Origin of the sequence: Thalassotalea insulae (assembly GCF_030161395.1) — a bacterium.
GTDB classification, from domain to species: domain Bacteria; phylum Pseudomonadota; class Gammaproteobacteria; order Enterobacterales; family Alteromonadaceae; genus Thalassotalea_E; species Thalassotalea_E insulae.
The window spans coordinates 4,025,715-4,045,771 of record NZ_BSST01000001.1; the positions used below are offsets into that span (position 1 = coordinate 4,025,715).

24 protein-coding genes are annotated in these 20,057 nt (G+C 36.6%); 20 read left to right on the forward strand and 4 right to left on the reverse strand.

All coding sequences use genetic code 11. The annotated features are described in order from the left end of the window. Nucleotides 1-39 precede the first annotated feature (39 nt). From QQK06_RS18030 to QQK06_RS18050, 5 genes are all read left to right on the forward strand, one after another. Nucleotides 40-387 (forward strand): hypothetical protein, encoded by a 348-nt coding sequence (locus QQK06_RS18030; RefSeq protein ID WP_284246198.1) that lies wholly within the window; start codon nucleotides 40-42, stop codon nucleotides 385-387. Nucleotides 388-498: 111 nt separating this feature from the next. Continuing rightward, complete coding sequence (locus QQK06_RS18035; protein ID WP_284246199.1) at nucleotides 499-888, forward strand: hypothetical protein; 390 nt, start codon at nucleotides 499-501, stop codon at nucleotides 886-888. Between the two features lie 149 nt (nucleotides 889-1,037). Beyond that, nucleotides 1,038-1,475 (forward strand): hypothetical protein, encoded by a 438-nt coding sequence (locus tag QQK06_RS18040; protein WP_284246200.1) that lies wholly within the window; start codon nucleotides 1,038-1,040, stop codon nucleotides 1,473-1,475. Nucleotides 1,476-1,606: 131 nt separating this feature from the next. Continuing rightward, the gene (locus tag QQK06_RS18045) at nucleotides 1,607-1,921 is read left to right on the forward strand and encodes a hypothetical protein (RefSeq protein ID WP_284246201.1); all 315 of its coding nucleotides are present in this window, start codon (nucleotides 1,607-1,609) and stop codon (nucleotides 1,919-1,921) included. 511 nt (nucleotides 1,922-2,432) lie between these two features. Further along, nucleotides 2,433-2,696: a hypothetical protein gene (locus QQK06_RS18050; RefSeq protein ID WP_284246202.1), complete on the forward strand. Its 264-nt coding sequence runs from the start codon at nucleotides 2,433-2,435 to the stop codon at nucleotides 2,694-2,696. Nucleotides 2,697-2,725: 29 nt separating this feature from the next. On the opposite strand, the gene QQK06_RS18055 is transcribed toward QQK06_RS18050, so the two are convergent. Next, a complete protein-coding gene (locus tag QQK06_RS18055) occupies nucleotides 2,726-3,679 on the reverse strand; it encodes an IS110 family RNA-guided transposase (protein WP_284246203.1) in 954 nt (317 codons plus the stop codon). A gap of 342 nt (nucleotides 3,680-4,021) precedes the next feature. On the opposite strand from QQK06_RS18055, the gene QQK06_RS18060 reads away from it, so the two are divergent. From QQK06_RS18060 to QQK06_RS18080, 5 genes are all read left to right on the forward strand, one after another. Next, complete coding sequence (locus tag QQK06_RS18060) at nucleotides 4,022-4,387, forward strand: hypothetical protein (protein WP_284246204.1); 366 nt, start codon at nucleotides 4,022-4,024, stop codon at nucleotides 4,385-4,387. 516 nt (nucleotides 4,388-4,903) lie between these two features. Further along, entirely contained in the window at nucleotides 4,904-5,761 is an 858-nt protein-coding gene (locus QQK06_RS18065; RefSeq protein ID WP_284246205.1) for a hypothetical protein, read from the forward strand. 515 nt (nucleotides 5,762-6,276) lie between these two features. After that, a complete protein-coding gene (locus tag QQK06_RS18070) occupies nucleotides 6,277-7,662 on the forward strand; it encodes an Lcl C-terminal domain-containing protein (RefSeq protein WP_284246206.1) in 1,386 nt (461 codons plus the stop codon). A gap of 35 nt (nucleotides 7,663-7,697) precedes the next feature. Then, nucleotides 7,698-8,216 carry an Lcl C-terminal domain-containing protein gene (locus QQK06_RS18075; protein WP_284246207.1) on the forward strand — a complete coding sequence of 173 codons (519 nt, stop codon included), beginning with the start codon at nucleotides 7,698-7,700 and terminating at the stop codon, nucleotides 8,214-8,216. 168 nt (nucleotides 8,217-8,384) lie between these two features. Further along, the gene (locus QQK06_RS18080; protein WP_284246208.1) at nucleotides 8,385-8,726 is read left to right on the forward strand and encodes a hypothetical protein; all 342 of its coding nucleotides are present in this window, start codon (nucleotides 8,385-8,387) and stop codon (nucleotides 8,724-8,726) included. A 36-nt stretch (nucleotides 8,727-8,762) separates the two neighbouring features. Here the strand turns inward: QQK06_RS18080 and QQK06_RS18085 are convergent, their stop codons facing one another. Further along, entirely contained in the window at nucleotides 8,763-9,719 is a 957-nt protein-coding gene (locus QQK06_RS18085) for an IS110 family RNA-guided transposase (protein ID WP_284246211.1), read from the reverse strand. Nucleotides 9,720-10,083: 364 nt separating this feature from the next. Here QQK06_RS18085 and QQK06_RS18090 point away from each other — a divergent pair, with 364 nt between their 5' ends. Next, complete coding sequence (locus QQK06_RS18090) at nucleotides 10,084-12,111, forward strand: InlB B-repeat-containing protein (RefSeq protein WP_284246212.1); 2,028 nt, start codon at nucleotides 10,084-10,086, stop codon at nucleotides 12,109-12,111. A gap of 154 nt (nucleotides 12,112-12,265) precedes the next feature. On the opposite strand, the gene QQK06_RS18095 is transcribed toward QQK06_RS18090, so the two are convergent. Together QQK06_RS18095 and QQK06_RS18100 are read right to left on the reverse strand one after the other, a co-directional pair. Beyond that, nucleotides 12,266-12,553 (reverse strand): type II toxin-antitoxin system RelE family toxin, encoded by a 288-nt coding sequence (locus QQK06_RS18095; RefSeq protein WP_284246213.1) that lies wholly within the window; start codon nucleotides 12,551-12,553, stop codon nucleotides 12,266-12,268. Further along, the gene (locus tag QQK06_RS18100) at nucleotides 12,543-12,791 is read right to left on the reverse strand and encodes a type II toxin-antitoxin system Phd/YefM family antitoxin (protein WP_284246214.1); all 249 of its coding nucleotides are present in this window, start codon (nucleotides 12,789-12,791) and stop codon (nucleotides 12,543-12,545) included. Before QQK06_RS18100 ends, QQK06_RS18095 begins: the two co-directional genes overlap by 11 nt. Nucleotides 12,792-14,051: 1,260 nt before the next feature. On the opposite strand from QQK06_RS18100, the gene QQK06_RS18105 reads away from it, so the two are divergent. The 9 genes from QQK06_RS18105 (at nucleotide 14,052) to QQK06_RS18145 (ending at nucleotide 19,731) form a co-directional block, all read left to right on the forward strand. Next, a complete protein-coding gene (locus QQK06_RS18105; RefSeq protein ID WP_284246215.1) occupies nucleotides 14,052-14,519 on the forward strand; it encodes an OsmC family protein in 468 nt (155 codons plus the stop codon). 110 nt (nucleotides 14,520-14,629) lie between these two features. Next, the gene (locus QQK06_RS18110; RefSeq protein WP_284246216.1) at nucleotides 14,630-15,463 is read left to right on the forward strand and encodes an acyl-CoA thioester hydrolase/BAAT C-terminal domain-containing protein; all 834 of its coding nucleotides are present in this window, start codon (nucleotides 14,630-14,632) and stop codon (nucleotides 15,461-15,463) included. A gap of 153 nt (nucleotides 15,464-15,616) precedes the next feature. Then, nucleotides 15,617-16,327: an NAD(P)-dependent oxidoreductase gene (locus tag QQK06_RS18115; RefSeq protein ID WP_284246217.1), complete on the forward strand. Its 711-nt coding sequence runs from the start codon at nucleotides 15,617-15,619 to the stop codon at nucleotides 16,325-16,327. 59 nt (nucleotides 16,328-16,386) lie between these two features. Next, nucleotides 16,387-16,560: a glycine zipper domain-containing protein gene (locus tag QQK06_RS18120; RefSeq protein WP_284246218.1), complete on the forward strand. Its 174-nt coding sequence runs from the start codon at nucleotides 16,387-16,389 to the stop codon at nucleotides 16,558-16,560. Nucleotides 16,561-16,743: 183 nt separating this feature from the next. Then, the gene (locus QQK06_RS18125; RefSeq protein WP_284246219.1) at nucleotides 16,744-17,619 is read left to right on the forward strand and encodes a delta-class carbonic anhydrase; all 876 of its coding nucleotides are present in this window, start codon (nucleotides 16,744-16,746) and stop codon (nucleotides 17,617-17,619) included. A gap of 101 nt (nucleotides 17,620-17,720) precedes the next feature. Then, nucleotides 17,721-18,155 (forward strand): DoxX family protein, encoded by a 435-nt coding sequence (locus QQK06_RS18130; RefSeq protein ID WP_284246220.1) that lies wholly within the window; start codon nucleotides 17,721-17,723, stop codon nucleotides 18,153-18,155. A 233-nt stretch (nucleotides 18,156-18,388) separates the two neighbouring features. Next, nucleotides 18,389-18,496, forward strand: a complete 108-nt coding sequence (locus tag QQK06_RS18135) for a DUF4019 domain-containing protein (protein ID WP_284246221.1) — start codon at nucleotides 18,389-18,391, stop codon at nucleotides 18,494-18,496. A 255-nt stretch (nucleotides 18,497-18,751) separates the two neighbouring features. Next, the gene (locus QQK06_RS18140; RefSeq protein WP_284246222.1) at nucleotides 18,752-19,129 is read left to right on the forward strand and encodes a TipAS antibiotic-recognition domain-containing protein; all 378 of its coding nucleotides are present in this window, start codon (nucleotides 18,752-18,754) and stop codon (nucleotides 19,127-19,129) included. A 140-nt stretch (nucleotides 19,130-19,269) separates the two neighbouring features. Next, entirely contained in the window at nucleotides 19,270-19,731 is a 462-nt protein-coding gene (locus QQK06_RS18145) for a hypothetical protein (protein WP_284246223.1), read from the forward strand. The last annotated feature ends 326 nt before the right edge of the window (nucleotides 19,732-20,057 follow it).

The following is a 20,057-nucleotide window of genomic DNA, read 5'->3' on the forward strand; positions in this document are numbered from 1 at the left end:
CAGCCCCTTATGCGGGCGTTAGGTTTCAAGGAGAATGTTGTGAAATTGGTTGGCTCTAAAACTGAAAAGGAAATAAAGTCGGAGCTTTTAAAAAACACTTCATCTGTATTTTCAAAATCAGCTGAGTCTCACGTAAAAACCTTCTTTTTAGATAATGACTTAGATACAACTAAAGTCATTGTTTTAGACTCTTTTCCTGATGACAGAATTGTTTATTATTGGTTACTTATAGAATCACGGATGGTTGGTAGAGTAGAAGTCGAGCTAGATTGTCCCGAATGTACAGGCATGGATACTTTTACTCTTCTAGAATATCGCCATAAATTAAGTAAGATCCAACAAATAAAGCTAGCTGTCGCAATGGAGTTATTAGCAACTGAAACCTAACAAGAATTTCAAGCGGGACTGCTAACAGTTTGCTCGGTTTCGCTTCGCTACACAATTTTAGCAAACTATTATCAGCCCCTTATGCGGGCGTTATAAGTACAAGGAGGTTAGGTGAACGAAATCAATAGAAAGCTTTTGGAGCTAAACAACAAAATAGTCGAAACTCTAAATGAGTTAGCTGAATTTACTCCACGGTTTTATCACGTTTTCAAAAACGGTAAGTTAAAAGGCTATAGTTCTCAACTCACTAATTTTAGAAAAGCGCTAACTGAGATTGATCATAGCCTAGAGCCACATACTAAAATCCCCGGTGATATAACTTCTGTCAAAATGGTATCCGGTCAATTATCAGTTACTTTTTCTATTCGAAATTTAACTTTAACAAGTTTAGATGAAGCACAAAAAATGCTTTCATCCTACGAGGGGCAAGCTGGGTTTAAGCTTTCTACAACGCTTTCTTTAATAGCTATTGTTATTTCAACAATAAGTTTGGTAGGTTAGTACTTATAACAAGCTAATTAATAAGGACAAAAAACAGTTTGCTGTTTTCGTTCCTCAACATTTTAGCAAACAATTTTTTGCCCATTATTAGGGCGTTATATTTACCTCTGGCAAGACATGTACTTCGACTTTAGGAAAAGGATGTCATATTGAAATTTGAACAAGGTTCACAGCAATCAATTATGTTTGTTTTTGAATTTCAGTCTTTACCTTCATTAAGAGGTGCGTTTAAGAAACATTATGAACGTGTATCTCAGTATGAGCCATCGATCAAAAAGCTAGAAAATGGTGCTTTTCATTTAAGGATTACCAAGCTAATTAAATATGAAGAAAGTGCAATTTTAAAAATAAAAAATGAATTGATCGAAGATACAAGCTGCTATGGTGGTAAGTTTGTCGAGTGGAAAATCCACAAAGTTAGTAAAGGTGACTCTCTTGAAAATAAGAATATTAGCCTCAAGTCAAAACTAGTAAACATCTTTACAGTAGCAGGCGATGCTAGGACTTCAAGAGTTTATAAAATGCCTTTCTATTCAGTGTTAGTAATTTTGGTTATTGTTTTAATTATCTCTATTGTAAGGAATTGAGTAAGGTAAATATAACAAGGCCATCATGGCAATTGGACGCAAAACGCTTGGCTTGCGCTCATTCTTCGCTAAGTTTAGCCAAGCATTTGTGCGCCCCATATGGCGGCGTTATACCTACTAAGGAATAGTGCATGAAAAAACTTTTTTTATTCTCTTTTTTAATTGTTTCGTTCTCCACATTTGCTGGCACTAAGCTGGCTTCTCAAACTATTGTGGGTGTTTCAATGGGGTGGACTGGAGAAGGTATTTATATAACCACAACAGAAAAACTGAATGCGGAGGGGTGTAGTACGGGAACGGCAGTTATGTTAACAGAAACCCCTTTGTTTGAAGAAAATTTATCAGTGCTTTTATCCGCATTTCACGCTAATTCAAAAGTCAGGCTTTATGTTGACGGTTGCGCTGGTCAACACATGAAGCTAAAGGCTGTCGCAATTGAAAAGTAGGTATAACAAACCATTCAACCTGACAAAAACTCACTGGCTATCATTTCGTGATTTTAGCCAACAAGTTTTTGCAGGTTAATAGGGGCGTTATATGTTTTCATGAATTCTGTGGTTGGTTGCTTCGTTAAAGGTTTAACGTGGTTTTATCAAAGGGTTTATTTAAGGTTTTAAACTTGGTGTTGTTTAACAAATTTGTTCAAAGTAACATTAGGTTAGGGCGCACTTAAAAGGTATTTACTCAATCAGGTTAATGGATTAACGTCACATTTCTTTTTCTATTAGCTTGTTAAACTTTTAAGTGTGTTTATAAATTTAAACTATGTGGTTTAATCAAGTGCTCAGGTGTTGGCGGCAGTGCCGCGAAAGCTTGGTTTAACATATAACAAGCAATTAAAGCGGGACTTTTTACAGTTTGCTCGGTTTCGCTGCGCTACACATTGTAGCAAACTAATAAAAAGCCCCTTAATGTGGGCGTTAGTTTTTAATCGTACACGGCAATAATGGAGTTTAAATGGGAATGGAAGCAGATATTAAAATTAGTAAATTGATGAGAGGATTAGGGGCTTTGTTATGTATATTAATAATATTCATGTTAGCTTTAAATATCTTCACTTTGCGTAATCACCTTCCTTTAGATGTTACTTTACAAATAGCTTTACTCTTAATTGTTTTCGGTCCTGTATGCTATTTAGGTTATATACCGGGTAAGTTTTTGGATGTTTTGCCAAAATTCTTGGTAAAAGCTATTAAGCTCGATTTCAGTTCTAAAAACTAACAAGTGACTATGGTGTCAATTCCTAATTCTCAACTCATTTTAGGATCCCACATGACACCATCTCTTACCATTGAATTTAAGATCACAATCATCTTTCTTACACAGGCAATTAATGCTGTTTTTTTGGTTTTTCCTGCCGCTAATAACCGTTCGTAAGTACCTTTAAAAACTGAGTTACATTGGATTGCGGACATCATCGCCATGTACATTGCCGTTCGAATTTTGGGACGTCCTCCTCGTATCTGTCTTGTGCCACGATAGATACCACTTTCTTTATTAAATGGCGCAACACCAATCAATGACGATGCTTGTTTATTCGTTAGATAACCGAGCTCAGGCATATCGCTTAGTAAGTTGAAAGCGACGACATTACCAACACCAGGCATGCTCTGGATTATCATGTTTTTAGTTTTATAATCATCACAGCTTTCCATTAGTTTAAGTAGTTTTTGGTCTAGCTTATCGAGCTGATTTTTAATGGCAGTTAAAATGGGATTAATCATACTGCTGATTGTTTTTGGCATGATTTTTAGACGGTTCTTTTCCATGGTTTGTAAACCTATTAACTGTCTACGACGAGAAAGTAAGTCGCTCATCAATTGCATGGTAGCGGGCTTTAGCATTGAAAGTTTGGGCTTTATCGCTTCACCGTAATAAGCAATAAGTTGTGCATCCAATTTGTCTGTTTTTGCATGCTGGCCTATGGCACCTGCAAATTTTTTGATATGTGCAGGGTTGGCTACAACAAAGGGCAAATTAGCTTTTGCGCAAGCCATAATAAAGTCTTGCTCAAGACGTCCAGTTGCTTCAATAGTGATGCGTGTTGGTTTATGTTTTTTGATTTCCTTAATCGCCTTTTTAATACCTATTTCGTTGTTAGTCACGGTGAAATAAATATCTAACGGGCGTATGTAAATATCGAGTTGTGATTTACCAGTATCAACACCAACATTTATTTCGTTTTGATTATTTTTGTTATTCATAATAAGCTGACTCTGCCTTGCTATTCGGGCTCGAGGCCCAGTTGACTATCCGAGTTTAGTGCTTGGAGTTTTATATGGCGTTCGTACTTGTTATCGGTCTCTCAATAGAGGAGCCTGCCAATCATCGAACTACCATATAAAAAGGCTTTGGTTGCAGCCAAAGCTTGGGCCTCACACTACCCGAAAAGGATTAAAAAGAATAATAAGATTTGGCTGTTATTATCCATACAAGCCATTGCAGTGCGGGACTTTTAACAGTTGGCTTTTCTCACTGCGTTCGTTATTTTAGCCAACAGTTAAAAGCCCCTGAATGGGGCGTTAAGTTACTAATCGAGATCGAGCATGGAACTCAAAGAATTTATCAAAGAAGCAATCAAAGATATTTCAGAAGCAATAGATGAAACTAATATTGAGCTTTCTGAATTAGGTGTAATCTCGAACCCTTCAGTCGTAAGTGTCGATGATAGAGATGATATTTATGGCCATATGTATCTAAACTCTGATAGCGATAAAACAACTAGACCTGTTCATTTATTAAAATTTGATATCGCTGTATCTGCAACCAAAAAAGATAATGGTAAAGAAGGAATAGGAGTTAAGGCTCTAGGTATTTCATTGAATAAAAATGGTGAAAATTCGGAAGAACTAAATAATAGTAGTAGGTTAAAGTTCAACTTACCGATAGCATTTCCCACTGGTAAAAAGTAACTTAACAAGCCATTGCAGTGCAGGACTTTTAACAGTTGGCTTTTCTCACTGCGTTCGTTATTTTAGCCAACAATTAAAAGCCCCTGAATGGGGCGTTATATGTTTTCATGAATTCTATGGTTGGTTGCTTCGTTAAAGGTTTAACGTGGTTTTATCAAAGGGTTTATTTAAGGTTTTAAACTTGATGTTGTTTAACAAATTTGTTCAAAGTAACATTAGGTTAGGGCACACTTAAAAGGTATTTACTCAATCAGGTTAATGGATTAACGTCACATTTCTTTTTCTATTAGCCGGTTAAACTTTTAAGTGTGTTTATAAATTTAAACTATGTGGTTTAATCAAATGCTCAGGTGTTTGCGGCATTGCCGCGAAAGCTTGGTTTAACATATAACAAGCAATTAAAGCGGGACTTTTTACAGTTTGCTCGGTTTCGCTGCGCTACACAATTTTAGCAAACTAATAAAAAGCCCCTTAATGTGGGCGTTAGATTTTCGTTCAACATAGGCATGAGAGTTCATGAAAGATATATTAGAAATTATTGACAAAGATATAAATGATCATCGAAAAGATGCCTCAAATATGCTTTTGATCATATTCATTGCATTCATTACATTTCTTATATTACTTTTTCTAACATTCGCACCAGATATAGCTAACAAACTACTCTCTGAAGAACGAAAGGCACTTAATGAAAACAAACTATTGTATGCATCTGCGGTAAGCGATTATAAAAAAAGATATAAAGATGACTTTGAATATATTTCTAATGAAAAATATTCAAAGCTTATAGATGAAGGAAAAATAACTGAGAAGCATGAAGATGCTTTAAAAATCTCTAGAATTAGTCCTATAAATGAACAAGACTTACAAACTTTAAAATTGATTAGTCACCTTTCTTTAAATGAAAAAAAAATTGAATCTATATTCCAGTTATTAACTTTGATTTTCGGTGCTGTTTTTGGGGGGTGTTTATTAACGTATAGAACTCACGCTATATCTTCAAAAGAGTTATCTCTAAAAAAAATGGATTTTTTGATTGAGTATAAAATTGATAATAAAGCTGAAGATACTAGGTTAGCTAGTATTTCCCAAGTTGATCAACTTAAAGATGACACCTTAGCTACTGATATTATGAATCTCTATAAATTGTCACCGAATGAATTTATACAAGAGGTTATTAACGCTAAGTCAGCGGTAGGATTTGCAGAATCGTTCGATAGATATCGAAAAAATAACGGTGTTGGCTTGAACCTTGACATAATTAAAGATAACCCACAGCCCTTTAAAGAACGTTTAAATGATTATCGTGAAATATTAGGTTTAAACAAAATAGAAGAAAATCAAGATAGTAAATCTAACAAGTCATTAAAGTAGGACAAATAACAGTTGGCTTTTGCTCCTACGTCGCTTATTTTAGCCAACATATTATTTGCCTCTTAACGAGGCGTTATATACCGCAACTAATTCAATATAAAACGCTATCAGGTTTATTCGTTTTTATTAGCATTTAGTAGTGAATTCTTTGGGTATATTTTTAGGTTTAGTTTTGCAATGCTTCGGCAAATAAAGCTGTAAATTCTATAGTATTCGCGTTCAGGTTTACGTTGCGGTAGTGTTGCAGTTATAGTAGTAAAACGTAGTGTAACTAACTGGTTTGGTTGCACATATTAAAAAATATATAACAAGGCATTCAATCGGACAATTTACAGTTGGCTTTTGTTCGTGCCTCACATATTTTAGCCAACAATAAATAGCCGCTTAATGTGGCGTTATGTTTCATAAGCAGGATTCTAGCATTGGGGACTTATTTAATAATTCTTTGCTAATCGGGTTTGAGACTCAGGTGGAAATTCGAAATTATGGAATCAAAAGGCAAGTTTGGAGTATGCATGTATAAATCCTTTATTAGTAAATTTTTATTGATCACACTTATTTTTCATTCGGTTATTTCATGTGGTGGAAGTGGAGAGAGCTCTACTCCTCCTGCAACAATTAACCAAGCTCCGCTTTCTAGTGCAGGAGAAGACCAAGAGGTATTCGAACACGTACAAGTGACATTGTCAGGTTCTGGCTCGGACAGTGATGGTAGTATTTCGAAATATGAGTGGAAGCAAGTATCAGGTACAGAGGTAGAATTAAGTGGTCTTGAAACAAAAAACTCTACATTTACGGCCCCACAGGTTGAAGATACGATAACTTTAAGTTTTCAACTCACAGTTACTGACAACGAAGGTAAGTCATCGAAAGATGCTGTCGATGTGGTTGTCAAAAATAATACAAGCCCTATTGCAAGTGCTCAAGGAACTATATTTCTGAAAAGTGGTGAAATGGCAGAATTAAGAGCTAATTCGTCTAATGATCTTGAAAGTACTTTACTTAAATATGAATGGTCACAGATTGATAACTCTAACTTAATAATTGAGTTGAGTGAACCTAACCTAGAGGTGATTACTTTTAATGTTCCGCATGTTGATGTAGCTACGATTATAACATTTGAACTAATGGTAATTGACGAAGGAGGTTTATATGATAGTGAAAAAATATCAGTAGCAATAAGCCCTCAAATATCTGAGAAATTAAATGATACCGGGGTTTTGTTATGTGGTAGTACGGGAGCTAATAATAATGAATCGTGTGAAAGTGAATTAGGTGAGAATGGAGAAAATATTCCTGATGGACAGGATGCTGACTTTGGAAGAGATAATCATTCTAATTTTGACCTAGACGGACATGCAGGATTTAGCTTTACTAAAGTTAGTGAAAAAGGAACCCCTCTTCCTGTTGAGTCTACTGAATGGACATGCGTATTAGATAACGTTACGGGATTAATGTGGGAAGTAAAAAGCTCTGATGGAGGGTTGAGAGATAAATTCAATACGTACTCTTTTTATGATCCAATGTATTCTGGAGTCAATAAAGGGACAAAAAATGGCGGAACATGTACAGGAAACTCTTGTGATACTAGCAGTTTTGTCTCTGAAGTTAATGAAGTTGGGTTATGTGGCCATAACGATTGGAGACTTCCGACTCGTATGGAGCTAATATCAATAGTAGATTATAGTTCTGGTCAAAGTGAATTAACTATTGACACTAATTTTTTTCCTAATACTCAAATTTTTAGTTTTGAAACACTTACAAGTAGTTATATAAGTGCGACGAGATACCCAAAAGATATTTCGTGGATTTTTTATGTTAGTTACGAAAATGGGTTCAGCGGTAGTGGATACTTTCACTCTGGATATTATTCTCGTTTAGTAAGAACAGTATCTGAATAAGTTTTAATAATTGCAGGATTGGAACGTAAAATAAAATGAATAGAATATTTTTAATTCGGTTGATTGGTTTGTTTACGCTTACATTGTCATACACTTCATATTCTATGGTTTGTAATGGAAACCTAGAAAAATCAGCGCCAGATGAACGATTTATATTGAATGGGAATGGCACTGCTACAGATAAATTGACAAACTTAATTTGGTCTAGATGCAATGCTGGTCAGACTTGGGATGGTAAAAAGTGTATAGGAGAGTCAGGCTTATATACATGGGGGGAGGCTGTAATAGCGGCATCTAAATTTTCACTGAATGAAGGTGATAGCTGGAGGCTACCAAATATGAAAGAGCTTATGACTATACTTGAATCTAATTGTTATGACCCTTCGATTAATGCAAATATATTTTTTGTGGAAGATGAATTTCGTTCTTACTGGTCTTCAACACCAACTAAATTTAATGACGGTTCTGCTTGGATGGTTATATTTGGCTATGGCAATACTCAGGACTTCAGCAAATTAGGCGAATTACATGCACGATACGTTAAAAATCTATGAATATTATGCATTTAGGACTTTTATAAGTACTTGTATGGAGTATTAAGGTAAAAGAAACATAACAAGCGGTTTATGGATGGGACTCGTATTTGCTTGCTCAGGTTCGTTCCTCACCATTTTAGCAAGCTAATACTCGCCCCATAACCGGGCGTTAGGTGCCATCGTAAAATGAAGCACAGTTTCATATTTTTGATAATTATTTTTCTATCTGGTTGCAGTCAAATTAGCAATCAGAAACTTGAAGAGAGAATGCGATATTGGGAAGCATCTCTCGAGAAAAATATACCTAAGGGAACTTCAATAGAATTAATTCAACAATGGGCGTTAAAAAACTCGATTGAATTTATTGAGAACCCTAAAACAAAAATATTATATGCTAACGTTGAAGCAATTGAAGATTCTGGAATTGGTTTTCCTTGTTCAAACTGGAATATCATTTTAAAGATTCAATTGGATAATAATGGCGATTTAAGTGATAGTTCAATTGATTCTGTAGGCACCTGCTTATAGAAAATAGCACCTAACAAGAGACTATGGCGTCAATAGCTAAATTTTAGTTTTTGGCGCTTGCCACATAACACCGTCTCTAAGCATTGAATTTAATATCACGACCATCTTTCTAATGCAGGCAATTATTGCCACCTTCTTAGGTTTACCTGCGGCAACTAATCGCTGGTAAGTTTCTTTAAAAATAGGATTGCTTTGAATCGCTGACATCATCGCCATGTATAAAACCGTACGTACTTGGTGTCTGCCTCCTTGGATTTTACGTTGACCTCGATACCGACCACTTTCTCGGTTCATCGGTGCAACGCCTACGAGGCTGCTGGCTTGTTTACTTGTCATGTAACCTAATTCAGGCAAGTTGCTGATAATGGATGCTGAGGCTATTTTTCCTATCCCAGTCATGCTTTGTAGGATTGTGTTCTTCGCCTGATAATCGGGACAAGATTCAATGAGTGCTATGAGTTTCTTTTCAATCTTGATTATCTGTTGCTTAAAGGCGGTGAGGATAGGTTTGATGGTCATGGCTAGCTCTTTAGGTAAAATTTGTAAGCGGTTCTTTTCCATGGTTTGCATCACTAATAATTGATTTCTTCTGGCGACTAAATCGCTCATTGCTTGCATGGTATCTGGCTTTAATTGGGATAGTTTAGGTTTTATCACGTCACCGTAGTGCGCAATAAGCTGTGCATCAAGCTTATCTGTTTTTGCACGTTGTCCAATGGCACCAGCGAAACGTTTGATGTGAATAGGATTAGCAATGACAAACGGTAGCTTAGCTTTAGCACAAGCCATAATAAAAGGCATTTCCAGGCGGCCAGTTGCTTCAATGACAATGCGCTCGACATTGTATTTTTTAATGGTACTAATCGCTTCATTGATACCTTTTTCATCATTTGAAACGGTAAAATAGATATCAATTGGACGCAGATAAATATCTAATTGAAATTTACCGGTATCAACACCGACATTAATGTTTTGATTGATTGTGTTTTTCATAATAAGCTAACCCTTGCTTGCGTAATGCGGGTTCGAGACCCAGTAGACTATTCGAGTATTTTGCTTGGAGTCTTTTATAGCGTTCGTTCTTGTTATCGGTCTCTCAACTGAGGAGCCATCGTTCAATCGAACTACTGTAAAAGAAGGCCTTAGTTGCAGCTAAGGCTAGGGTCTCACTTTACCGAATAAAAGTTATTTTGGTGGGTTTATTATCCATACAAGCTGTTTAAGCGCGGGACTGCTAACGTTTGGCTCGGTTCCGCTTCGCTGCACAATTTTAGCAAGCTATTATCAGCCCCTGAATGGGGCGTTAGGTGTGCTTGAGTATCACGGTTAAATTGGAGTATTTACAAGGAAGTTTTGAATGTATAAAAAGTTATTAGTTACATCTCTTGGTTTTGTGTTAATTGGTTGTGGTGGAAGCTCATCTGGCGAAAAAGAAACCTCAACTCAACCTATTATAAAAAGTTACGAAGTTTCAGCATCTGCCTCTACTGGAGGTATGATTACTCCGACAAACCAGTCAATTCAAAGTGGCAATAAAGCTACTTTGAATATTTCAGCAGATGATGAGTATGAAATTGATAGTGTCGCTGGGTGCAATGGTAGTTTAAATGATAATGTCTATACAACGAGTGTTATTACCGCTGATTGTGAAGTGTCAGCAACTTTCAAGTTAAAAACATATACTGTATCAGCTACGACTTCTGATGGTGGAGTCATGACCCCAACAAATCAATTTATTCAAAGTGGTCATCAGGCTATTTTAAATGTTTCACCTGATGAAGGCTATGAAATTGATAGTGTCGCCGGGTGCAATGGTAGTTTAAGTGATAAAGTCTATACAACGGGTGTTATTACCGCTGATTGTGAAGTTTCAGCAACTTTCAAGTTAAAAATATATACAGTTTCTAGCCTAATTCCTGATGGAGGAGTATTAATTTCACCTGTAAGCCAAACTATTACTCATGGAGATGTTGCCGTATTTAACATAGAGCAAAACACTGGCATAGGGAAATATGAAATTAGTGGTTGTAGTGGCTACATCGAAGGTAGTACTTATACTATTGATGCAGTGACTTCGGATTGTCAAATAAGCGCTGAATTTAACGGTGATTTTCTAGGTTTAAGCTTATATCCACAACATGAAGATAGTTCTATCGCAGTTTCAATTGACTTAACTCAAACAGATGTTCCTAACACTGAACTGACATTTGTGATTTATAAAGAAAATAATGTCGAGTATTACTCTTCTGAGAATGCAGGCCGAATAACGTATGGATCTATACGTATGCCAATCAGTAAAAAAGTGTATAGAAAAGTCGTTCCAAACTTAAAACCTGATTCAGAATATGAAATATGTATGAGTGGCATAAACAACTTTAAACCCACAGGTTTTTTTGGTTGTAAAAAGATTAAAACTGCACAGAAAAAAACAGAAAACGCCTTGATTGTTATCAACCATGATGTTGAATCTGAAGCTATAGCGCTGATTAATGAATGGGTTGATAAAGTAGAAAGTAAGAATTCACATATAAAGCTCAAAACGCATAACTTGCAATCAGAGACTACTGCTGAAACTATAAAACTGTATTTAGAAAATGAGTATAATTCGTCCAACCTCAGGCATGTTGTGTTTATAGGATATGACATACCTTCATTAACGACAAAAGTCTCAAATACTGATACAAAATTGCTAGGTTTGTATTCATCTTTATCTGAAGTTGAAAGAGGTGATTGGCACAACGAAGATCAAACAAATGCAGACGAAGTCACTATTGCCGCAATCAAACCACAAGATATTACTATTTCAACATATTTACACCGCTTAATTAATTTTTATGATGGTGGACTTGTTTATCCTCAAAATGTTTTATTAGCAGACGCAATGATTGCTTCTGAAAAATCATTTGTTCGTTCTGATTTTGAAAATCTTGAACTTGAAATTGATATGGTCACAGGCTTTGAAAGCAACATTGAACTATCCGAGGCTATTCGTTGGCAAGATGAATATTCAAATAAACTATTAGAAAATGAATATGGGTTGTTATTTATAGGAGCACACGGCTCTAGATTAGAGCATTACCCGTGCGGTTACGAGTGTATAAATTATAACTTTATTAAAGAAGCTGAGCCTAAAGTTAAGTTTACAATCGCCATTAGCTGCAATATAGGTCATGTTTTCACAGAAAATTCACCTATGCTTTCCTATATTTTTGGTCCAAGTTCAGGGTCACTAAGTGGGCTTGCTTCTGAAGTTCTTTATTTTGATAACGGGAGTTCTGCACGACGAATAATACATGCTTTTAAAGAAAGAGAAATGTCGATCGGCGAAGTTAGTAGAATATTCGGTTTTTTGGTCGTTGGAGATCCTTTTTTAACTCTAAATTAGAACTGAAATAAATAGCATAGTTGTAAAAATTTGTATGGGTGTATGCACCACCTAACAAGCCATTGCAGTGCGGGACTTTTAACAGTTGGCTTTTCTCACTGCGTTCGTTATTTTAGCCAACTATTAAAAGCCCCTGAATGGGGCGTTATGTTTCTTAATTGTTGCGCTTCATTGCAGCCTTGTAAACTTTTCCTTTGTCTCGCTTACCTACTGAAATTACCGTTACAGTTATCACATCATCGTTTACTTCGTAAACTAAACGGTAACCCGCTTGTCTGAGCTTTATTTTATAAAGCTCATTGGCGCCAGATAGTTTTGCGCTTGGAATGTGTGGGTTTTCTATAATTGCAGATAACTTTTTCTTAAACTGGTTTTGTATCGTGGCGCCAAGCTTCTTCCATTCTTTCAGCGCAGACTTTTTAAATTGCAGTTCATAGCTCATCTAAATTAACCTTTATGCTTTCCTCATTCTTGCGACTTTCGGCAATACTTAATAGCTCTAGGTCTTCTACATGATCCATTAAAAACTCGTATGTATCTGCTGGTATGCAATAAAAAGCAGGCTCGTTTCTATTTAGCACTGCAATTGGTTCACCGTTAGCGCTTAAAGCAACTTTCATAGGGTTTGCTTTCAATTCACTAATACTAGCGGCTGTTTCAGTTAAAATTCTAGTAGTCATACTAACCTCGGTGCTTTTAATGGGTCGTTTATTTGGTCTTATTGTAGCTCTCAAAACATAACAAGGCAATTAAACGAACAAAAAACAGTTGGCTTTTGCTCCTTCGTCGCTTATTTTAGCCAACTAAATTTTGCCCATTAACAGGGCGTTATATGTTGTTCAGAATTCTTGAAAATATTCGTTGTTAAAACGTGGTTAAGAATTTAAAGTATGGCATTAATTTAAAGGAATAAGCCTTAATGTTCAGGGAGTGAATTCAATACTCACTTTTCTATTCCAGTTAAACTTTTAGGTTTATTTAAATATTTAAGCTTATATGTTTTATCAAATGCTCAGGTGTTTGCGGCATTGCCACGAAAGTTTGGTTTAATATATAACAGGCAATTAAAGCGGGACTTTTTACAGTTTGCTCGGTTTCGCTGCGCTACACAATTTTAGCAAACTAATAAAAAGCCCCTTAATGTGGGCGTTATATTCACTAAAGTTAAATGGAAGTTTATGAACACCAAAATTAAAGTTTTACTATCAGCTATCGCCTTAGTTTCTTTCCCCACCTTGGCTGCTTGGATACCGTCAGATATAAATAGATTGCAGGCTCTCCCTAACGGAGACATAACATTCTGGCTGTCTACAAATTCGGAGGGTTGTGGATCACACTCAAACCCTTTCCGAATTCAATTAAACACTTACGAGGTAAACGAATCAGGCAGGGATTCAATGAAAAGTATTTTGCTAACTGCAATAGCTACAGATAAATCACTAAATGTATCCGTCCGTGACGAGCAGTGTGTTGTCGATTCAATAACATTGATTCAGTGAATATAACAAGGCAATCATGGGCGGGACGTCTAAAGCTTGGCTGGCGCTCATTCTTCGCTAATTATAGCCAAGCTTAATACGCCCCATATGGCGGCGTTATATGTTGTTCAGAATTCTTGAAAATATTCGTTGTTAAAACGTGGTTAAGAATTTAAAGTACGGCATTAATTTAAAGGAATAAGCCTTAATGTTCAGGGAGTGAATTCAATACTCACTTTTCTATTCCAGTTAAACTTTTAGGTTTATTTAAATATTTAAGCTTATATGTTTTATCAAATGCTCCGGTGTTTGCGGCATTGCCACGAAAGTTTGGTTTAACATATAACAAGCAATTAAAGCGGGATTTTTTACAGCTTGCTCGGTTCCGCTTCGCTTCACATTTTAGCAAGCATTACTAAGCCGTTTAACGCGGCGTTAGGTTACTTTCAGCAAGGGGTTCAAATGTCAGAGTATTTTGCCAAAATCAATTGGGTTAGAGATAGCAATGAAAACTATATTGACAACAAATATAGCCGAGGACACGAATGGATTTTTGATGGTGGTGTAACCGTTCAAGCCTCATCTTCTCCTCACGTTGTTCCTTTACCTTATTCCGTTGAGGAAAATGTCGATCCCGAAGAAGCTTTTGTTGCGTCTCTATCAAGCTGCCACATGTTATTCTTTTTATCTATTGCAGCAAAAAGAAAATATGTGGTTGATTCATATGTAGACAATGCTGTAGGTGTTATGGAAAAAGATAGTGATGGTAAAATATCAATGACTAAAGTCACCCTCAAACCACATGTTCAGTTTTCGGGTGATAAACAGCCGACAATGGAGCAACTTGAGAAAATGCATCATCAATCACATGAACAATGTTTTATCGCTAACTCAGTAAAAACCGAGATTGTGACAGAAATTGTAGCCTAACAAGAAAATAAACTAGGATAAAAAACAGTTGGCTGCGTTCCGCTTCGTTTCACCTTTTAGTCAACAATTATTTGCCTCAGAGTGAGGCGTTAGCACCACAAGGAAAAAATGTGCATAAATTCATACCGCTTTTATTTTTAACCTTTTTATTAGTGTCAGTTTCATTAAAAGCTGAAAATTATCAATTTGAAATGAGTAAGGTAGAGTATAAAAATTTAGTCGCTAATTTGTATTTACCTAAAACTGATAAAAAACTTCCTGTAGTCATTGCCTTTGGTGGTTTTGAAGGTGGATTAGGTACTGGTAATGCTAACGGTGAAATGATCGCACCTCACGGTGTTGCTGTTTTAGGGCTAGCTTACTTTAAAGAAAAAGGTATTTCTCAAACTCTAGATCAAATACCAATGGAATATTTTATTGAAGCAATTAATTATTTAGAAACTCACCCTTTAATAGATTCTTCTAGAATTGGTGTTGTTGGTGGCTCTAGAGGCTCGGAAGCGGCTTTTTTACTTGCCACTATGGATTCTAGAATTAAGTCGGTAGTTGTTACGACACCAAGTAAGGTTGCATGGTATGGTTTAACAGTGCCTAAATCTGCTTGGACGTTCGAAGGTCAAGATATTCCAGCTTTAGGTTTAGCGTTAGATTCAAATGCTAACTTAATCGACCGGTTTTCTGTTGCATTAGATAATAAAGCTAACGTTAATCAATCTTTATTCAAATTTGAAAATATTAATGGTCCAATATTTATGATTTCAGCAGAAAATGACCAAGTTTGGCCTTCATATCAAATGTCTAAAGATATAGAGCTTTATTTAAAAAATAAGCAGTTTAAACACAAAGTAATTCATAACTCTTATAAAACTGGCCACGGTTTCAGTAAAGAGACAGCTCCCGAAATTAAAAAATCTATCATTAATCACTTTGTAAGTACATTATAGTGCTAACAATAATTTAAAGCGGGACTGCTTACAGTTTGCTCGGCTCCGCTTCGTTTCACATTTTAGCAAGCATTACTAAGCCGCTTAACGCGATGTTATGCAAAGTATATTCAAAATGGTATCGAAGTAGCCATTACTTAAAGGACAAATACAATGAAAGTTTTAGTTGTCGGTGCAAGTGGGGCGACAGGACGGCTTGCTGTTGACCAGCTACTTAATCAAGGTGTTGAGGTGAACGCTATTGTTCGCTCGCTCGATACATTACCTGACCATCCAAATTTATACAAAATTAAAGTCTCCGTACATAGTCTTACTAGCTCTGAAATGGCTACACACATAAAAGACTGTATTGCTGTTGTGTCTTGTCTCGGTCATAACCTTACGTTTAAAGGGATGTTTGGTCAGCCTCGCTTGCTTGTAACAGATACACTTAAATGTATATGCAGAGCTATCAAATCCAACGAAACCAGGGATGCGGTTAAAGTGATCCTTATGAGTACAACGGGAAATAGTAACCGAGATATACCTGAGATCCCCCCGTTAAGTCAGCGCATTTTAATTGCAATACTGAGAGTTTTGTTGCCTCCGCACCTAGATAATGAAAATGCAGCAGATTATTTGCGCACTCAAATTGGGCAAAATGATAAATCCATTGAATGGGTCGTTGTTCGCCCTGATGCTCTAGTCGATGAGAAAGAAGTTACAGAATACAATGTGCACACATCCCCCATTCGAAATGCAATTTTTGATTCTGGAGCAACAAGTAGAGTCAATGTTGGAAATTTCATGGCTGAACTCGTATTAAATGAAAGTACATGGTTAAAGTGGAAGGGGCAGATGCCCGTAGTTTATAATCATGCATAACAAGGCCAGTCAGGCGGATTCCGCTGTTGCTGGCGGCGTTAGCAGGTAAAGGAATAGCTATGAGTAAATGGAATAAATCTAGCAAAGTAAAGAACCTTGTTCTTTTTGGTATTGCAATGGGGGTTGCTTTAGGAGCAAGTCTTGGCGTTGCATTAAGCAGTGTTACTTTTGGTGTTAGTACTGGTATTGTTATGTCAGTAGCATTTTGGACTTCTGTTAAAAACTCAAATTAATCGTATTACGCTGCTAACAAGTTGCAGAAATTAGTTCGTAAACTCACAGGGACAGTTACCAGTCGGCCAGGCGCTTGGCGCAAGTATAGCCAACTGGTAATCGCCCATTAGTAGGGCGTTAGTGCACACATATAAGGTAACGAATGTCATTTTCAATTTCCTAAATAACAACGGAGTAATACTATGCAAAAAAATAGAAGCCTTTTAATCTCAAGCGTAATAATTGCGCTAATTCCATTTAGTGTAAGCGCCAAGGATACCAATCATGGTGCTCATGATTCTGTTGCAGACAATGTGATTGCTGCACAACGTGCATCATTAGCAAAAAATACCAAAGGTGCAGGATTTGGACCACAGTCCCCGCGCGACATTGATGCACATACTGGCAACAACCAAAGGTTATTTAATGCAGCACCTTCCTTTACAGAAATGAATTTATGCAATATTCATTTTCACAAGAATGCTGAGCATAAGGGAGGAGAATTTACCGAGTATGCTGGTAATGGTGATGGACAAGGTTTCCAAAGCGGTTTTAAATATGCAGCAAAGCTAAGTGAGGCAGAACTTAAACCTGTTGCACATGAAACTTGCCCAAGTAAACACGGTGGGCTTAACTCTGGTGATACAATTGAAGTTCACTACGTTCACTCAACTGCAATGGTCAAGCCAGGACCAACCTTGGCTTCTTGCTTAAATGATTCAATCATGAATCCTCAGTTGCGCGTGGAGGCTCAGGTATATGTCCTTGTTAATGATACTAATGCCCTAGATTTTAGAATCTTAACTAAGTACAGTGAAGTAAATGGCCTGCATCAAGCAATGAATATTCCATCTGATACTGGCACTCCTGTCCAGTACGCTGGATCAACTACTGGACCTAGTTACAATGAAAAAGGATCTCCGTTTCACGTTACATGGAGCGTTCGTCCTAATGTCGCAAAGGTTAATATAGCCTCAGTGAATGAGTGGTGTAAAGGTAACGTATTTAATGAAGATCATGCGCACGGTGTACGTAATCTTGTTACTAACCCTGACTTGCTTTCGGAAATTAGTAAATAGGCCAAACCAAAATTAGCGCTAACAAAAACATTCAGCGGACGCGCCAAAGGTGCCTCGCTGATGCGAGGCGTTAGGTGTCTCTCAATTCATCAGGAAATCATATGACTAATCTATCACCCAATATTCCTAGACCGCTTTTGGCAAGTCTTGTAGCACTCCGAATTGGCGTAGCTGTACTTTTTATGGCTCATGCTGTTGTGCGCATTATAAATGGTACAATTCCGCGATTTTCTGAGTTTATAGGTAACATAGGCTTTCCTGAGCCAAGCCTTATAGTTTGGTGTATCACGTTAATCGAGATAATTGGAGGTTTGCTACTCATTTTAAATCGAGGTGTACGTTATGTGGTTTGGGCATTTGCTTCTATTGCCGTTGGTGGTATTGTTTTAATTCATGTACATCAAGGCTGGTTTGTTGGTGAGCATGGAACGGGCGGTAGTGAATACAGTGTATGTTTATTGCTTTGTTTGTTTGTCATTGCAGCTTCAGATGCCGGTGGTGTATTTCGCAAAGTCACCACTGAAATCAACACCTAACACATGTGAACCTTCTTCCGTCAAATAGGCAATAGTGCTTTTTTAGCTGCCTAACGGCAGCTAATTGGTCAGTCAATCAGCAAAATCTATTACTTCGTTCTGTCAATTAGCCGTTAACATCGTTTACGGCAAACACATATTGAGGCTCTCTTATGTGAACTCATTCACTGCCAACTTTGTCATTCCGTTAGTTACGTTGGGGCACTAGACATTTATCGGTTAACCTTCATCTGGTGATTCAATTTCAAACAGAATTCCAAAATAAAAAATCAGCAATTGAAACATTAACTCTCAGTAAAAGCCGTGGTAATTGGCTTCCTGTTGGTTATTTTATTAAATAAATATTTGCCTATGTACAGCTGCTAATGGATGGACCACCGCCCGGAATGATCAAACGTATATAAAACATTTGGTTACACATGAAGCAGCTGGCATTACAGCTAAAAATGTTAATATTGCTAAAAGCATTTCAGGGTTAATCTATAAGGTGCTCAAGCCGAACCATTACCTATGCTGCGCTCCGGCTTGCCACAGAACGCGGCGTTATGTGATCCAGCTCGTTTGTCGCAAATAAATTATTAATGGAATATCTACACATGAATAAACTGAGTAAAGAATATTTAGCTGAATGTAAAAATGCGCTTAATGTGGAGCAAAATCACAGCTTATCAACAACAGATAATTGGGCGCATGTTAATAGAGAACTTGTCCATCAAGACTGGGATGTATTGTATAAAAAATTGGCAGAATATGTTGATGAGACAGCCGTGGATGATGAGGCTGTTCAAACTCTAATAAAAGAGCACTTTAAAATAGCTTGCCGTTTCTATATCCCATCCAAAGAAGCATATATTGGCATGGGGATATTTTATAAAGAAAATGAAGATATGAAAAAATTCCATAACTCTTACCACCCTGAAATGGTTAATTATTTAGGTGATGCAATTGTCCATTACGCAGGTAGTCATTTATAAAATCCATATAAGCCATTACAGTAACGGGACTGCTAAAGCTTGACGCGGTTCCGCTTCGTTACACAAGTTTAGCTAGTTATTATTTAGTCGTTTAACGCGACGTTATAAGATGTTCTTAGAATGGAGTTACCATCTTGTTTTTGAATATACCTAATAGAGAAAAAATTAAAATCTCAAATGTGATCTTGGATTTTAATGGCACAATTGCCGTCGATGGCAAGTTAATTGGTGGCGTTGCCAACAAGATAAATAATTTATCTGCAATAATTAATTTTGTTGTTGTCACTGCTGATACGTACGGCACAGTTGAACAAGAATTAGCTGGTGTAGATTGTAAAATAATTAATTTATCGAAGTCTAAAGAGTTTAAAAGTAAACTGGATGTACTTAATTTCTTAGGTAAAGAGCAAACGATCTGTGTTGGAAATGGTTTCAATGATCGTATCGTACTTAAGGAAAGTGTTTTAGGTATTTCAATCTTGCAAGAGGAAGGGTTAAGCTTAGAGGCTTTAATAGCATCAGATTTTGTTTGCAAATCAATCATTGATGTTTTTTCTTGTATAGAAAACCCCTATAGAATTAAAGCTACATTGCGAGATTAATCTCCTTATAACAAGCAATTTATTCAGCTCACGCTCAAGAAATAGCTATTACAATTGATGATGCTTCTTGTCCAGCATCAAGATTATTTTCTGGAGAAGAGAGAACACAAAAGTTAATTACAAACCTTAAAAACACCAACGTAGCTGATGTGTTTTTGTTTGTGACAACAAAGAACATAACGAAAACATCAAAGAAACGGCTAATGGCTTACACTGAGGCTGGCATTCATCAGGAAATCATAGCCATAGTCACTTTTCTGCATATAGAGAAGATATTGAATTATACCTTTCTGATCTTCACGTACTTGTTGCGCAAGTGCGCGGTC

What these genes read in the sequence shown, in the direction of transcription:
- QQK06_RS18045 (WP_284246201.1), top strand. Translation starts at nt 1,607, where the DNA reads ATGAAAAAACTTTTTTTATTCTCTTTTTTAATTGTTTCGTTCTCCACA.
- QQK06_RS18050 (WP_284246202.1), top strand. Translation starts at nt 2,433, where the DNA reads ATGGGAATGGAAGCAGATATTAAAATTAGTAAATTGATGAGAGGATTA.
- QQK06_RS18055 (WP_284246203.1), bottom strand. Translation starts at nt 3,679, where the DNA reads ATGAATAACAAAAATAATCAAAACGAAATAAATGTTGGTGTTGATACT.
- QQK06_RS18060 (WP_284246204.1), top strand. Translation starts at nt 4,022, where the DNA reads ATGGAACTCAAAGAATTTATCAAAGAAGCAATCAAAGATATTTCAGAA.
- QQK06_RS18065 (WP_284246205.1), top strand. Translation starts at nt 4,904, where the DNA reads ATGAAAGATATATTAGAAATTATTGACAAAGATATAAATGATCATCGA.
- QQK06_RS18070 (WP_284246206.1), top strand. Translation starts at nt 6,277, where the DNA reads ATGTATAAATCCTTTATTAGTAAATTTTTATTGATCACACTTATTTTT.
- QQK06_RS18075 (WP_284246207.1), top strand. Translation starts at nt 7,698, where the DNA reads ATGAATAGAATATTTTTAATTCGGTTGATTGGTTTGTTTACGCTTACA.
- QQK06_RS18080 (WP_284246208.1), top strand. Translation starts at nt 8,385, where the DNA reads ATGAAGCACAGTTTCATATTTTTGATAATTATTTTTCTATCTGGTTGC.
- QQK06_RS18085 (WP_284246211.1), bottom strand. Translation starts at nt 9,719, where the DNA reads ATGAAAAACACAATCAATCAAAACATTAATGTCGGTGTTGATACCGGT.
- QQK06_RS18090 (WP_284246212.1), top strand. Translation starts at nt 10,084, where the DNA reads ATGTATAAAAAGTTATTAGTTACATCTCTTGGTTTTGTGTTAATTGGT.
- QQK06_RS18095 (WP_284246213.1), bottom strand. Translation starts at nt 12,553, where the DNA reads ATGAGCTATGAACTGCAATTTAAAAAGTCTGCGCTGAAAGAATGGAAG.
- QQK06_RS18100 (WP_284246214.1), bottom strand. Translation starts at nt 12,791, where the DNA reads ATGACTACTAGAATTTTAACTGAAACAGCCGCTAGTATTAGTGAATTG.
- QQK06_RS18105 (WP_284246215.1), top strand. Translation starts at nt 14,052, where the DNA reads ATGTCAGAGTATTTTGCCAAAATCAATTGGGTTAGAGATAGCAATGAA.
- QQK06_RS18115 (WP_284246217.1), top strand. Translation starts at nt 15,617, where the DNA reads ATGAAAGTTTTAGTTGTCGGTGCAAGTGGGGCGACAGGACGGCTTGCT.
- QQK06_RS18120 (WP_284246218.1), top strand. Translation starts at nt 16,387, where the DNA reads ATGAGTAAATGGAATAAATCTAGCAAAGTAAAGAACCTTGTTCTTTTT.
- QQK06_RS18125 (WP_284246219.1), top strand. Translation starts at nt 16,744, where the DNA reads ATGCAAAAAAATAGAAGCCTTTTAATCTCAAGCGTAATAATTGCGCTA.
- QQK06_RS18130 (WP_284246220.1), top strand. Translation starts at nt 17,721, where the DNA reads ATGACTAATCTATCACCCAATATTCCTAGACCGCTTTTGGCAAGTCTT.
- QQK06_RS18140 (WP_284246222.1), top strand. Translation starts at nt 18,752, where the DNA reads ATGAATAAACTGAGTAAAGAATATTTAGCTGAATGTAAAAATGCGCTT.